The sequence below is a fragment of the Acidovorax sp. IB03 genome (assembly GCF_016406015.1).
Lineage (GTDB): Bacteria > Pseudomonadota > Gammaproteobacteria > Burkholderiales > Burkholderiaceae_C > Acidovorax > Acidovorax temperans.
Genome location: NZ_JAEFCH010000021.1, coordinates 1 through 14023 on the forward strand (window position 1 = coordinate 1; position 14023 = coordinate 14023).

Here is a 14023-nt window from a genome sequence, read left to right on the forward strand (position 1 = left end):
CTGGAAAACCTTGGGACAAGTCGCTTCATTGCGCTTGACTTCGAAGACGGTTACTCAGCCCTTTCGGCTTATAGGGATTCACCTACCGAGCGCCACAAGAAAATCCCGAGCCAGCGCCGTGTGCCGTGTCCCGGATGAAAACAACGGCAGCGGGAGACCATGGGTCCCCCGACTTGCCTGTATCAGTCTGCGGTGATGTTGTTTTGACGGACAACGGCGCCCCAGCGCGCGTTTTCCGACTGGACCAGACGGTCGAAGTTTTCCATAGTCGTCGGGTCGACATCGCACCCGATATCGGCAAGCTGCTTGATGACCTTCGGGTCCTTCACCGCAGCGGTGAACTCCTCATGGATCTTCTTGGCAATGGCAGGCGGCAGCTTCGCGGGTGCCATCACGCCAATCCAGGTCGTGAGCTCGGCGGCAGGGATTCCGGCTTCGGCCATCGTCGGCACATTGGGCAACAGGGGCGAGCGCTTGGGGCCGGTGATGGCGAGCGCACGGACCTTGCCGGACTGCACATGGGTGGCCATCGTGGCGAAGTTGCCGATCATCATCTGGATCTGGCCGCCAATCAGGTCCATCTCTGAAGCCGGAACGCTTTTGTAGGGCACATGGGTGATCTTGATGCCTGCGCTCGAGCGGAAAAGCTCCGTCGCCACATGCAGTGCAGATCCGTTACCAGAGGAGCCATAGTTCAACTCGGTGGGCCGGGCCTTGGCGTGGGCGACCAACTCGGACACCGAGTTCACCGGCAGGCTCTGCGTCACGCCCAGGAGGTAGGGGCTGGTGCACAACTTGGCGATGTTGGTGAAATCTTCTGCGGGTTTGTAGGGAAGGCGGGGAAGCACATGGTTGGACATCACGTAGGTCGACATGGTCGCTTGACCCAAGGTGTACCCGTCCGGTTTGGCTTTCGCCGTTGCGTCATTGGCGATCGTGCCGGTGGCCTCCGGACGGTTATCGATGACGATCGGCTGTCCCCAGCGCGCGCTCACCGCATTGGCAATGATGCGGGCGGTGGCATCGGCCGCGCCGCCCGCGGCCCCCGGGATGATCCAGCGGACGGGCTTTTCAGGGTACTCCGCGTGTGCCGCCTGGAGCGCCCCAGCAAAGCACAGTGCCAGCAAGATGTTCTTACGTCCAATGGTCGAGATATTCAGTCGCATAAATTTTTCCTTTACGAATGGTGAGGGACAAGCCCCTCTTGTCTTGTTACAGCCCTGGCGCCTTGGGCCTGTGCAGCAGGCCCTCACTGAGATGACTACATGGTTTGCCGTGTTCATGCTTCCTGCTCGTCGATGTTCAACGTTGCCAGTTCCGCAAGCGTCACCGGCTTGAGCGGCGGCCGGATGCGATAAAAACCCACATCGGCGACCGTTCGGCCTTGCTCCTGGGCAAGGATGTGCGCGATGGTGTAGCCGCATTGACGGCCTTGGCAGGGCCCCATGCCCGCACGTGTATATGCCTTAAGCTGGTTCGGACCGGGCTGACCGATGGCAGCGGCTTTGCGAATGTCGCCGGCAGTCAGCTCCTCGCACCGGCAGACGACGGTGTCGTCGGTTGGCGTCGCGATGTTTGCGCGCGGCGGGTACAGGGCGTCCAGCATGGGGCGCAGCCGCAACAACTTCTTCAGTTTTTCGCGAAGGGGCGCCGCTTGCACCGACGCTGCCTCGCTCGACAGGCGGCCAGCTCGCTTAGCCACTCCAAGTGCCACTAGCTCCCCGCGTACACAGGCGGCATAGGCGCCGCCAATCCCAGCGCCGTCGCCTGCCACGTAAATGCCTGGCTTGTCGGTTTGCCCCCATTCGTCGAGAACCGGCGCCAGACACGCCTGCTGCGAGCTCCATTCGTGGTCACACCCGAGCGCCTGCGTCATGTGAATCGAAGGCACGACGCCTTCATGGGACAGAAGCAAGCTGGCCGGCACGCGCATGGTCTTGCCATTGGCCTGGATGTATTCAATCTCCTGCAAACGATCCTGGCCCAGGGCGCGAACAGCCGTGACACCGCGCACGCGTTTGACTCCGGCGGCTTGAAGTTCCCTCATCCAGGCCAACCCCTTGAGGAGGTCCTTGGAGCTGGCCATGGCCGCACCGATCCAAGGCAACGCACGGCGCCAGCCGCCAGCGGGCGACGTATCCAACCACCCGGCGATCTTGCCTCCAGCTCGGATCAATTGAGCCATGTAAAGCAGGGGTAGCGGCCCGCTGCCAACGACCCATACGGGCTCCGAGGGGATTTGTCGCGATGTCTTGAGCAGAATCTGGGCCGATCCGACGGTCATGACACCAGGCAAAGTCCAGCCCGGGAATGGCGCGGGTCGCTCCTGCGCGCCCATGGCCAAGATCACATGGCCAGTTTCCACCAATTCCGCCTGACCCCTGCGGGTCATGTAGACCTTCCATTCGGACTCGACCTGCCAAACCCTGGTCTCAGGCTCATAGCTCGCACCACAGGATCGAAAACGCGAGGCGAGCTCGGCTCCGGCAAGGTACTCCTCGCCCAACAGGGCGCCAGTAGTCGTTGGTGCCACCGCCTCTACAGCACGCCAGATCTGTCCGCCAGGCGCTGGCTGCTCGTCGACGACCAGAACGGAAAGGCCATGAGCCCGCAGCCCAATCGCTGCGCTCATTCCGGCCGGGCCCGCGCCCACCACCACCGCATCAAAGGATCTCATGACGCCACCTTCGGCCGGCCGAGTTGACGCTCAACGCACATGCCTTCGGCGACCGGGACCAGGCAGGTCTGAGTTGACGACGCACCGTCGACGATTGCCAGGCAGTCGAAGCACACGCCCATCATGCAAAACGGTGCACGCGAACTGCCGTGAACGGGCGTGTGGCGGCAGCTGGGGTTCGCCTGACGCATCATCACGGATGCCACCGTTTCACCGCGCTCGGCAGTGACTGACTTCCCATCAATGGTGAGCGTCAGCGGTGGTGTGCTGGGGGGACTGATTTTTCGAAACATTGAATCGCTCGAGAGGAAAGGCATTGAGAGTCTGGAGATGACGGCCGCTGGCCAATGCCTGCGCGTAGGGGCCAGCGTGGAATGAAGCGAGCGTCACCCCAGAGTGGCAAGTTGCGATCTCCGCGCCTGGGTACATCGGGGAGCTGGCATAGACGGGGTACCCATCCGGCGTCATCACTCGCAGGCACGACCATTGACGCACCAGGCGCGCTTTGCCCAATTCAGGGAGGATGCGAAGTGCTTTTCGGGTCATCCTCACAGCTGCGGCGGAAGTGGTACTCAGGTCATACCCCACGTCCTCCTGAGTCACGCCGATCATCACTGTGCCCTCGCCGGTTTGACGCAGCCCGCTTGCGGGTACAGGCAGGACAGGCGCCAGGCGCTCGGTCACGAGGATCTGTCCTCGCTCGGGATGCAAGGGGACGTCCAGTCCGATCATTCTCCCGAGCGCCACCGACCCAAGGCCGGCAGCGATCACTACACGTTCGGCTCGGGCCGTTTGCTCACTGGTCTTAACCTCAAAGCCGCCGCCTGCCAAGGGCTTGATCGAGGTCACAGGGTGCCCGTTGCGCACCATGCCGCCCCGGCGCTGGAAGGCGGCTTGGAGTGCAGCCAGGAGTCGAAGCGGGTTCGCCTGACCGTCCTGCTCCCCCAGGCTCGCGCCCACGACGTCAGGGCCGAGTCGTATGGTGGGGTAACGACGCGCCAGTTCGCTGCGATCAAGAATCCGCACGGAGGGGGCCAGTTCTGGCGTCTCAGCTGCCCAAGCATCCAGCATCTTGGCGCGAGCAGACAACTCGTCGTCGCTCAGGCAGAACTTCAGACCGGCGCCGGTTTGGTAGTCCAGTGAAATTCCCGTCTCTGCCTCCAGTCCCGCAGCAAACTCCGGCCATGCATCAGCCGCCGCCGCCGACAGCCGGTGGTACTCGGGGTAGCGGTAACCCTTTCCTTGGACCCATACCAAGCCGAAGTTGGCCTTTGCCGCCCGGTAGTCCGTGTCGGCACCATCGAGCATCAAGACCCGCTTGTCGTACCCGGCCAGGCCGTATGCAATGGCGGCGCCCACGATTCCGGCGCCCGCAACGATCACGTCGTATTCACGCTGCATGTTCAAAGACCTTTCTTCTTCGGGTCGATGCGCAGGCTGCGCGCGGTCCCCGCATTGCCAGAACCACCAGGGTTCAGCAGCGCCGTCAAGTGGATCGCCTGGGGTGAATGGAAATGAGGGTTCATTGACCGAGAGGTGAGTTGCGATGGCTGCGAACCGTCTGTTGTTTGCTTCAAGACAGCCTTCATCGTAAGCAAGATCACCTCAGGTCGCCAGGGTAAAAACCATAGTCAATGTTTTTATGCAATACCTCTTTTTTCGATGCTAAATCATTGTTTTTATTGAACTTTTTTTCTTTAAAATGTCATTAAAATAGCATCTTGCAATAAAACCATGTCTAAATACTATGAGCATGAAAATCACGCTGCGCCACTTGGAGGCTTTTCGGGCGGTCATGGTGCGCAGGACCGTCACCGGTGCCGCCGAGATGCTTGGGGTGACTCAACCCGTCGTCACCCGCCTGATTGCCGACCTGGAGCAGCGCATCGCGATTGCGCTGTTTACCCGAGACAAGGGACGCCTCGCTCCAACGCCAGAGGCCACACTGCTTTTTGCCGACGTCAATCAGTCGTTGATGGGGATCGAGCGGATCGCGAATACGGCAAGCGGCATCAAGGCACTGAAGCTGGGCCACCTGGAGATCGCCGCGGCCCCCAACATGGCCTTGTCCTTCCTGCCACGCGCCATCGCCAGCTTCAGCCTGGAGCGTCCAGAGACCTTGATCACAATGCACATGCATAGCTCTTCAACCGTTCTGGATATGGTCCAGAGCGGACGCTGCAATCTGGGATTCGCCATGGTGCCCGTTCATGCGACGAGGCATGGCAATAGTGAGACCCTTGTTTCGGCCAAGATGGTTGGAGTGATTCCTGTCGGGCATCGACTGGCGACCCGCAAGGTCCTGAACCCGGAAGATTTCGAGGGAGAAAGCTTCATCTCCATGGCGCCGCTGATGGAGACACGCATGAAGATCGACTCCTTGATGCTTTCCTACGGCGTGAACAGAAGGATCAATGTCGAAACGCAAATCTCGTCAGTCGTGATCCGATTAGTCGAAGCGGGCGCAGGAATTTCCATCATCGATCCGCTGACGGCCACTGGCTACACCGGTGACCAGGTCAGGTTCATCCCCTTCAAGCCAGACATCTTGACCGATTACTCGATGGTCATCTCACCGAGAAACTCCTCGACCCTGGTTCTCAAGCCTTTCATCGACCACGCGCGGCGTGAGATCCGCAAGATGGTGCCCACGCATCTGATCGTCCGAGGTTGACGAGCCGCACTTCGTGCAATTGCGTGATTTCCAGCTTGCTGAGAGCGGCTTGGCCGTCCGGTCTTCAGGTGCTTTCTCTGGTTGACTACAGCGCGTACCGCTGCACAACGTTCATTGCGAAGACATACCGATTTACAGGCGGGAGGGGCCGTTTCCAATCAGGAAGCTCAAGTGCGTTGTCGCAAGGGTAATCTGCGATCACGTTTGAAGTCAGGTACTCAGATCCAGAAGCTGTCGTAGCGCTGTTGATCGGCGCTCTACTTTGTTTTTCATCTTCTGTTGCGCATGGTTCGTGCTGACTGAGGTCTTCAAGGCGTGGCTTGACGATTTAAGCCACTCGCGGTCGTTGCGGTAAAGCCAGGTGTAGGTGGCAGGTGCTATGGATCGTGCCGCTTTGGCGGTCAGACCGGGGTCACTTGCGAGTAGCTCATGCCATTCCTTGCGCGCCGCTGTTCGCCGACGCTCGAAGCGAGAACGGTTCCGTGCTTCCCGAAGACCCGGGGTTGTCCTGAGGATGCGAGTCAGTGTTTCCATCGAAAGTCGAAACTCGCTCGCTAGATTCGTCTTGTCCTCACCGGCTAGAAGTCGGATGCCCGCTCGGCGCCGAATGAAAATCCGATGCCGACAATCATTCCTGAGGCGAGACATCGGATCCGAGCTACCCACAGGGGGGGAAGATGGCTATGTTCGTCGTACACTGATTACAGCAGGCTGATGCGAACTGACGACCGCAATGCCGCCAACCTCACCCATGCGGACTGCGGCCCTTGGGCGAATAGGCTTTTGCGCGATGGAGTGGAGGGGCGGCGCAACATCATCATTGACCAAACTTCGCGTGATCCAGAAGCCCTGGCCAAGATGACCGTTGGCCTTCGTCAAGCGGGCTACCGGGTCGAACTGCATGTGATGGCCGTAGCTGCTGCCGTCAGTGAGCAACGTATTCATGAACGCTATGAGGGGCAAAAGGAGGCCAGCGGCTTTGGCCGCTTCTCCACCAAAGACAAGCACGACGAGGCCTATGCGGGGGTTCATGCAACGGTAGGCGCTGCTGAGCGTGGCAATCTGGTGGATCGCCTGGTGCTGTATGACAAGTCAGCGCAGCCGATCTATGAAAACCGACTTGAAAACGGCGCCTGGCGCTCTGCGCCAGGCGCTGACCAAGCCATGAAGGCAGAGCGCACCCGGCCCATGACGTTGCAAGAGCGCCGCGAGTACGCTGCGGGTTTTGATGCGCTGGCCGACAAGCTGGCACGCCCTGAGCGCAAGGCTACGCCCGAAGAGGTGGGCCGAATTGCAGAGATGCAGCGCAATGCGCGTTCGCTGCTTGCGGCAGAGGTATTCCGCCAGGAAAAGCCAGAGGCCGCTATGCGGCAGTTTCCCGAGCTGGCGACGGCTTATGCCAACGTGCGGGCGATTGAGGCCAAAACGAACTCTGAGCGCTTGACCGCGCAGCAGCGCGAAACGGTGATGGCTCGGGTGCGCGAGAACGTGGCGGCCAGCATCGAGCGCGGCGATGCCGCGAAGGTTGTCCGTGCGGAGCCTGAGCGGGTGTCCCGCCGCTCACAAGAGCGGGATTTGGAGCGCTGACGCAGCCAATAGCCCTCCTGTGTTGAGAGGGCTAGAATTTGTTCAACCTTGGAGAATTGACATGGATGCAGCACTGCGCGAAAGAACTCGGGAGGCTATGGCTCAGACCGACGCGATTTTTGCGCTGGAAGGGTTTGAACCGACGCCTGAGAGTAGGGTGGTCAACGCTGCCATTTTGGATGGGCGCGTGACCATTCCCCAGCTCATTGCCGAAATGAGTGGCTATGTGCGTGAACATAAAACCATGAGCGGATTTGTCGAATCACGCTCATGGGCTTCATGCACCCATGGCTAACGCCTACACCGATAGCAACGGCGTATTCAAAAATCTCCTGGGGCAAACCGATGCGCAGGCTCTGCATGTTGCGGAGTACGGTTTCACCACGGCACGAAGCATTGAGATTCTGGGTGGACACGTTCAGCTTGAGGTTTCTGGCTTTGGGCTGCAGAGGCTGGCCGCGATTCATAGGCATCTTTTTCAAGACGTTTATGAGTGGGCGGGGAAAATCCGCACAGTTCCATCCTCCAAGCGCGCTGAGCTGGGCGGCGTTACCCGTTTTGCAGAGCCTGATGCCATCGTGAGCGATTGGCAGGCACTGGAGCTGCAGACGCAAAGTTTTGCCGATGCCAGGCAGCTCAGCTTTGAGGAGAAATGCGAGGCTCTGGCCTTGATCTTCATTGAGGCCAACCGCATCCACCCATTTCCCGAAGGCAACGGGCGCAGCTTGCAGGTTTTCATGCAGGAGCTGGCCTTTAAGCAGGGGGTGAAGCTGAACTATGCAAAGGTATCAGCCCGCGAATGGAATGCGGCAAGCGCTGTCAGTGGCACGCACGGACGGTTGTTTGAAGGGATGCACTTCATACCCGCCAAGCCTGATCCAGAGCCGATCAGAAGGGTTTTCAAAGCGATTGCTTCGCCTGTCTTGGAGCGCTGAAAAAACGCGGCGCTGCCCCGCCTGGAGGCGGGTCGTTTCCTTCCAGGTTTCGCTATTCGCTCATCCCCTGCGGGGACTGCTGCGCAGCTTCCCAGAGTATTAGGGGAGGGGAATCACCGGGTAGCCAGAACTGCGCTCCTATTCGGAGCAGGTTTCCTGATACCCCATTCACTGCCCATGGCTACATACGTGCAGCATCCCTGCCGAGCACTGATGTGTCATGCGGCGTCCGGCTCGAAACGAAGGTGAGCACGAACAGCCACAGCGCCGACTGCCTTCGTCAAGTCGCGCGCGCTTTGATTCCTCAAGCTGTTGTTCTTCTCTATGCCGCAAGCGCTAGAAAATTGCGGCCAGATGGCACCTTAAAAACAGCCACCGCTCTGATCAGGTCTTCTGCCTGGTTATTTAGGCTGGAGGCCGCTGCCTGACCATCGTGCAAGGGGTCATCGGTTTGGCGAAGACCTTTGGTAAAACGGTGATAGCTGAGGGCGTTGAGTCAAGAGAGCATGGATGTAAGCTACTGCAGTTGGGATGCGAACTTGCCCAAGGGTAAGGACGCTAGCAGGCACACGATGCGTCCTTCGTGATCCCAACGCCACAGTGATCTAGGTTCACAGTTGAACGCCAGCAACAAGCCTTCGCCGGACATTGAGTAGCAAATACTTAGTTGCTCCATTCGGCATCGAGCGGTCGTCAGTTCCCGGTATGTGGATGACCGAATTTTGCCGAAAGTGCGTGCTCGCTGCCGTTTCGTGGATGGCAACCGCTGCATAGTGACGGCTATCACAGGGCCATGGGTCGCAGACACTATTGCCTCGTCTCAAACTATGTTGCGCTGTCTCAGCCGCTATTGACCGTGAACAAGTAAGTAGAACTATGAAGTCAAAGGGCTGCCACCCACTCATTTTCGCGCCCGCGAAAAAATAAGTTCACATTAGGGAAATCCTGCAAAACTTCCCCCGATGTTTGGTAGGAGTCAGCAGGCGATGGCAATCTCACGGCCATGAAGCAAAGCAGCCTTGATCTGAGCCTGAGTACCAAGAAGACCCGCAAGCAGGAGCTTCTTGCCCAGATGGATCTGGTGGTTCCCTGGGCTGCGTTGGTCGAGCTCATCACGCCGTATTACCCAGAAGGCAAGAACGGTCGCCCACCCTTTGCACTGGAGACCATGCTGCGCATCCACTGCATGCAACAGTGGTTCACTTTGTCAGATCTGGCGATGGAAGAAGCCTTCTTTGATACCCCGATCTACCGGGAGTTTGCCCAGCTCGATGCCCATGGACGAATACCGGATGAGAGCACCATCCTGAGGTTTCGCCACCGGCTGGAGAAACATAAGCTGGCCGATCAGATTCTGGCCACCGTCAATGATCTGCTGGCAGCCCAGGGCTTGCTGCTCAAGGCCGGAACAGCCGTGGACGCCACCTTGATTGCAGCACCGAGTTCCACCAAGAACAAGGACAGAAAGCGCGATCCAGAGATGCACTCCAGCCAAAAGGGCAACGAGTGGCACTTTGGCATGAAGGCCCATATCGGCGTGGACGCGGACTCTGGGCTGGTGCACACCGTCATCGGCACCTCGGGCAACGTGTCTGATGTGGTGGAAGGCAACAGTTTGCTCCATGGTCAGGAGACAGACGTCTTTGGGGATGCGGGCTACCAAGGCGCACACAAGCGCCCCGATGCCAGCAAGGACGTCACCTGGCATGTGGCGATGCGCCCAGGCAAGCGCAAAGAGCTGGACAAAGAGAACAACCCCGTTGATGCGCTCATAGACCAAGTGGAGAAGATCAAGGCCAGCATCCGGGCCAAGGTGGAACACCCCTTCAGGGTGATCAAACGACAGTTTGGCTATACCAAGGTGCGTTACCGGGGGCTCAAGAAGAACACGTTGCAGCTCAAGACGCTGTTTGCACTATCGAACCTGTGGATGGTGCGCCACCAATTGCTGGCGGCGCAGGGATGAGTGCGTCTGCAAACAGGCAAGGGGGCCGCAAAAGCGGGGCAAATGGCCTTAATGGGCGTGAAAAATGGCTTCACGACGCGAGCAAAACGGCTGCAATTGCGTCATCTAAAAAACGGACCGGTAGCACTTACTAATCCGAGTTGTTCAGGACATCCCTAGCAGGCTGCTGAAAGACCTCTTGGCCGTCCTCGGTTGGAAAAAAACGCCCGCATAGAATGGCCCACAAGCGATTTTTCTGAGGTCACCAAGGGGTAAGGCACCCTAAAAATTGCGAATTTCCTCTTTCGAAACAGTATTTCAGCAGCCTGGGCGTATGTGTCGTATGTTGCACCGAACTGCTTGTGCATTTCGTTCTCTTCGGTGATTGCGAGACGTCCGTGTAATACCTACAGACCGAGCTGCGCGCCCAGAATGGGACCCTCACGACGAAGCAACTGGAACCCGTTCATTTCATGCCGCGCAACCGCAGTGCGTTAAAGATCACCGAAGCCGAACTCAAGCTCATCGCCAGTGCCGCGATCATCGGAGACAGCAGCCAGCCGGTGAACGGGTAGAGCACGCCGGCGGCGATCGGTACACCAATGCCGTTGTAGACAAAGACGAACATCAAGTTCTGCCGCATGTTGCGCACGGTGTCGATGGATATCTGACGTGAGGCAGCGATACCGCGCAGGTCACCCTTGATCAGCGTGATCTGTCCGCTGTTCATCGCCACATCGGTGCCCGTCCCCATCGCAACGCCAACGTCGGCCTTGGCCAGCGCCGGGGCATCGTTGATGCCATCCCCCGCCATCGCGACGACGTGGCCTTCCTTCTGCAGTTTTTCCACCAATGCCAACTTGTCGGCGGGCTTGACCTCGCCGTGCACTTCATCGATGCGTAGCCTGGCACCGACCGCCCTCGCCGTGGTGAGGCCATCGCCAGTGGTCATGATGATGCGCAGACCGCTGTCGTGCAGGGTTTGGTGGCCTCGTGTGTGCTCTCCTTGATGGAGTCGGTCACCGCCAGAATGCCCGCAAAATGGCCATCAACGGCCAGATGCATGATGCTGGCACCTTCGCCGCGCAGGCGTTCGCCATCTGCTTGCAATGCAGCAACCGACACGCCCTCCTGCTCCATCAACGCCGTATTGCCCAGCGCCAGGCGCTTGCCTTCGACGGTGCCTCGCACGCCAATGCCGCTGCCTGAATCGAAGTCGGTTGGCTTGCTGAGCGGCATACTTTTGGCGCGTGCCGCGCTGACGATGGCGTCGGCCAGCGGATGCTCGCTGCCTTGGTCCAGACTAGCCGCCAGACGCAACACTTCATCAGGCGTGTAGCCTGTGGCCGCAATGGCGGTGTCGAATGTCGGTTTGCCCTCTGTCAGCGTACCGGTCTTGTCCACGATCAAGGTATCGACTTCACGCATTCTCTCGATCGCGCCAGCATCGCGGAACAGAACACCTTGTGTGGCAGCGCGTCCGGTGGCCACCATCACCGACATCGGCGTGGCCAGCCCCAGCGCACAGGGGCAGGCGATGATCAATACTGCGACGGCGTTGATCAGACCGAACACCCAGCTCGGCTCGGGACCGAACAGACCCCAGACGAAGAAGGTGGTGATCGCGATGAGCACCACCACGAGAACGAACTTGCCAGCCACCACGTCAGCCATGCGCTGCATCGGTGCCTTCGAGCGCTGGGCATTGGCCACCATCTGCACGATCTGCGACAGCACGGTCGCTGCACCGACTTTTTCCGAGCGCATCACCAGAGCACCGCTGGTGTTGAGCGTGGCGCCGATCAGTTTGTCGCCCAAGCGCTTGGTTACCGGAACGGGCTCGCCGGTGAGCATGGATTCATCCACCGCGCTGCGGCCTTCGGTAACGACGCCATCGACCGGGACTTTCTCGCCAGGGCGCACGCGCAGCAGATCGCCGACATGCACCTGGTTCAGTTGCACATCTTCCTCACTTCCATCCGCGTTGATGCGCCGCGCAGTCTTGGGCGCCAACCCGAGTAAGGACTTGATAGCCGCCGAGGTTTGCGAACGCGCCTTCAATTCGAGGATCTGACCCAGCATCGTCAGCGAAATGATGACCACGGCGGCCTCGAAGTACACGGCCACGCGACCCATCGAAACAAACGATTCGGGAAACACGCCCGGCGCCAACGTGGCGGCGACGCTGTAGACAAAAGCTGCCGCGGTGCCCAGGCTGATCAGCGTCCACATGTTCGGGCTTCGATGAACGATGGACTGCCAGCCACGCACAAAGAACGGCCAGGCGGCCCACAGCACCACCGGCAGCGACAGCACCAGCTCGACCCAGCTCTGGGTTGCCATGTTGAACCATCCCAGACGATGGCCGAACATGGCCAGGGTGGTGACGATCAGCGTGAGCGGCAACGTCCACCAGAAGCGTCGCTGAAAATCCTTCAGCTCACTGTTGTCTTCCGCGTCCAAGGGGATGATAGGCTCCAATGACATGCCGCATTTAGGGCAATTGCCGGGATGATCCTGTTGCACCTCGGGATACATGGGGCAGGTATAGATTGTGCCAGCCGGCATTTCTGCGGCCTTGTCGGTGGTCGCCCCGGGCTGCGCATGGCCCTGCGCATGGTGGGCGTGATGATGAGCACCATCAGTTCCGTCCTTGGCCTGGTCTTCCAACACCAGGTTCATTTGGCACTTGGGGCAGCGCCCTGGGTGATCCTGGCGCACTTCAGGGAGCATGGGGCACACATAGAGCGCGCCGGCATTTTATGTACCGACCGGTGCCTCGCTCACCCTATAGCGCACAGGGTCTGCAATGAACTTGTCGCGGCAGTGCGTGCTGCAAAAGCGGTAGTGATGATCGTCATGCATGGCCTGATGAGGCGATTGGGAGGTCACGCTCATACCGCACACAGGATCCTTCAAGTCGTCCGCCTTCGGTGAGATGTCGTCAAGGGCAGCCGACTGGCCCCCGAGGGCTGGTGATGTGGGTGATGGGTGATGGTTCATGTCAATGCCTTTCAAGACGTTTGTTCTATTTTTTGCCTTCCCATGATGTCAAGGTCAAGTCTTTCATCATGTTGAAGCGATTCAGTCTGCTTCTGCCGTCGTCCCGACAGCTAGCGAGGCAGGGACTTGCGGTATTGGGCGTTGATCTCGTCATGGCGCTGCTGTACCTCCAGCGGCCATTGCGCTTTGATCCAGGACAGCACGGCCACGATCTCGTCATCGCTCAACACGCCGTCGTAGACCGGCATGGCGGTGCGATAGTCAGGCTGGTCGATGAGCTTGGCAAGGCCATGCTTGGTGATGGCAAAAAGTTGCGCATCAGGATGGTGCCAGGTGTGGCCGCTGGGATCGTGCGGCGGCGCAGGAAGCAAGCCATCCGATCCGCGATCACGCCAGTTGGGCTGGCCTTCGCCCTTGGTGCCGTGGCAGGCGACACAGTTCTGAGCGTATATGCGAGCGCCTACTTGCAAGACCTGAGGATCATCAGGACGCAAGGTATGCGTCAACGCTGCCTCCCGCCTGCCACCGGCACTCAAGAAGAAATAGAGGATTCCAGCCACCACGAGCAAGACCAATCCCCCTCCCACGCCAAGGACAAGTGGTCTCAATTTCATTTCAAATTCTCCGACGCCACGCCTGCGGTCATCGACCGATAGAATGGCGCACGCGCTATCGTAAAAAAAGATTCGTCGCGCGCATTCGGGCTCCGCGCAGGCGAATCGCTGAGTGCCCGCAGATCCCCTATCTGCCCACTTTTTGCATCATGGTCAAACTCGGTCTCCTCTAGGGCGAACCCCACTTCGATGTGGGAAAGACGATCAAAAAGCGCCATGTTTTGGTGATTTTCCACACGTTCAAACAAGAGTACTTCGATCGGGCGCCACATCGCCACCCAGCCAACAATCAACAGCCCTTCCCTGATGGCCGTAAGCACCTGGCTGTTGCCAGGATTACCCAATAAGGCCCGTACAAGCAGCGTCGTACCCAGAACGGCGAGTCCCGTTAACAGGAAGTGCCCTGTCGCATCCTTCGTCGATACCGGCGCCTGCACTGCGCATATTGCGCTTGAAAGTGCGCATGGATCGCTCCTGCAATTTCCACCTCGTACTCTCTGATCGACGTCGGGACATGAACAATGAGACGAAGCGATTCATCTAAACCATACTCGCCCGCACAGTCAACGATATAGTTTTCCACAGCAC

13 protein-coding genes and 2 pseudogenes are annotated in these 14023 nt (G+C 59.2%); 6 read left to right on the forward strand and 9 right to left on the reverse strand.

Annotation, left to right across the window (positions count from 1 at the left end):
* Nucleotides 1-182: 182 nt before the first annotated feature.
* The 5 genes from IHV84_RS12465 to IHV84_RS20640 all read right to left on the reverse strand — a co-directional run bounded on the left by IHV84_RS12465 (nucleotide 183) and on the right by IHV84_RS20640 (nucleotide 4203).
* Nucleotides 183-1166, reverse strand: a complete 984-nt coding sequence (locus IHV84_RS12465) for a tripartite tricarboxylate transporter substrate binding protein (protein WP_198847108.1) — start codon at nucleotides 1164-1166, stop codon at nucleotides 183-185.
* Between the two features lie 113 nt (nucleotides 1167-1279).
* On the reverse strand, nucleotides 1280-2677 hold the full coding sequence (locus tag IHV84_RS12470; RefSeq protein ID WP_142083229.1) for an NAD(P)/FAD-dependent oxidoreductase: 1398 nt from the start codon (nucleotides 2675-2677) through the stop codon (nucleotides 1280-1282).
* A complete protein-coding gene (locus tag IHV84_RS12475; RefSeq protein WP_338071810.1) occupies nucleotides 2674-2994 on the reverse strand; it encodes a (2Fe-2S)-binding protein in 321 nt (106 codons plus the stop codon). The genes IHV84_RS12470 and IHV84_RS12475 overlap by 4 nt, the downstream gene beginning before the upstream one ends.
* On the reverse strand, nucleotides 2918-4078 hold the full coding sequence (locus tag IHV84_RS12480) for an FAD-binding oxidoreductase (protein WP_066692832.1): 1161 nt from the start codon (nucleotides 4076-4078) through the stop codon (nucleotides 2918-2920). Before IHV84_RS12480 ends, IHV84_RS12475 begins: the two co-directional genes overlap by 77 nt.
* Before the next feature lie 2 nt (nucleotides 4079-4080).
* A complete protein-coding gene (locus tag IHV84_RS20640; RefSeq protein ID WP_255523771.1) occupies nucleotides 4081-4203 on the reverse strand; it encodes a hypothetical protein in 123 nt (40 codons plus the stop codon).
* A 227-nt stretch (nucleotides 4204-4430) separates the two neighbouring features.
* Between IHV84_RS20640 and IHV84_RS12485 the strand changes: the two genes are divergently transcribed.
* On the forward strand, nucleotides 4431-5351 hold the full coding sequence (locus tag IHV84_RS12485; RefSeq protein WP_233099985.1) for a LysR substrate-binding domain-containing protein: 921 nt from the start codon (nucleotides 4431-4433) through the stop codon (nucleotides 5349-5351).
* 210 nt (nucleotides 5352-5561) lie between these two features.
* Here IHV84_RS12485 and IHV84_RS20805 read toward each other — a convergent pair whose 3' ends face one another.
* Nucleotides 5562-5999: a TnsD family Tn7-like transposition protein gene (locus tag IHV84_RS20805; protein WP_082758670.1), complete on the reverse strand. Its 438-nt coding sequence runs from the start codon at nucleotides 5997-5999 to the stop codon at nucleotides 5562-5564.
* On the opposite strand from IHV84_RS20805, the gene IHV84_RS12495 reads away from it, so the two are divergent.
* From IHV84_RS12495 to IHV84_RS12515, 5 genes and pseudogenes are all read left to right on the forward strand, one after another.
* Nucleotides 5970-6938, forward strand: coding sequence for a zeta toxin family protein (locus IHV84_RS12495; protein WP_255523772.1), 969 nt, complete (start codon nucleotides 5970-5972; stop codon nucleotides 6936-6938). The two genes, IHV84_RS20805 and IHV84_RS12495, sit on opposite strands and share 30 nt — an antisense overlap.
* Before the next feature lie 61 nt (nucleotides 6939-6999).
* Nucleotides 7000-7233 carry an antitoxin VbhA family protein gene (locus IHV84_RS12500; protein WP_066692827.1) on the forward strand — a complete coding sequence of 78 codons (234 nt, stop codon included), beginning with the start codon at nucleotides 7000-7002 and terminating at the stop codon, nucleotides 7231-7233.
* Nucleotides 7226-7873, forward strand: a complete 648-nt coding sequence (locus IHV84_RS12505; protein WP_066692823.1) for a Fic family protein — start codon at nucleotides 7226-7228, stop codon at nucleotides 7871-7873. The genes IHV84_RS12500 and IHV84_RS12505 overlap by 8 nt, the downstream gene beginning before the upstream one ends.
* Nucleotides 7874-8297: 424 nt before the next feature.
* Nucleotides 8298-8423: pseudogene (locus IHV84_RS12510) on the forward strand (EAL domain-containing protein); the annotation flags it as partial.
* Between the two features lie 453 nt (nucleotides 8424-8876).
* Nucleotides 8877-9839: an IS5 family transposase gene (locus IHV84_RS12515; RefSeq protein WP_198847111.1), complete on the forward strand. Its 963-nt coding sequence runs from the start codon at nucleotides 8877-8879 to the stop codon at nucleotides 9837-9839.
* A 445-nt stretch (nucleotides 9840-10284) separates the two neighbouring features.
* Here the strand turns inward: IHV84_RS12515 and IHV84_RS12525 are convergent.
* From IHV84_RS12525 to IHV84_RS12540, 3 genes and pseudogenes are all read right to left on the reverse strand, one after another.
* Nucleotides 10285-12737 (reverse strand): annotated as a pseudogene (locus IHV84_RS12525) (heavy metal translocating P-type ATPase).
* A gap of 194 nt (nucleotides 12738-12931) precedes the next feature.
* On the reverse strand, nucleotides 12932-13384 hold the full coding sequence (locus IHV84_RS12535; RefSeq protein ID WP_370541262.1) for a cytochrome c: 453 nt from the start codon (nucleotides 13382-13384) through the stop codon (nucleotides 12932-12934).
* A gap of 47 nt (nucleotides 13385-13431) precedes the next feature.
* The gene (locus IHV84_RS12540; RefSeq protein ID WP_198847112.1) at nucleotides 13432-13872 is read right to left on the reverse strand and encodes a hypothetical protein; all 441 of its coding nucleotides are present in this window, start codon (nucleotides 13870-13872) and stop codon (nucleotides 13432-13434) included.
* Nucleotides 13873-14023 lie beyond the last annotated feature (151 nt).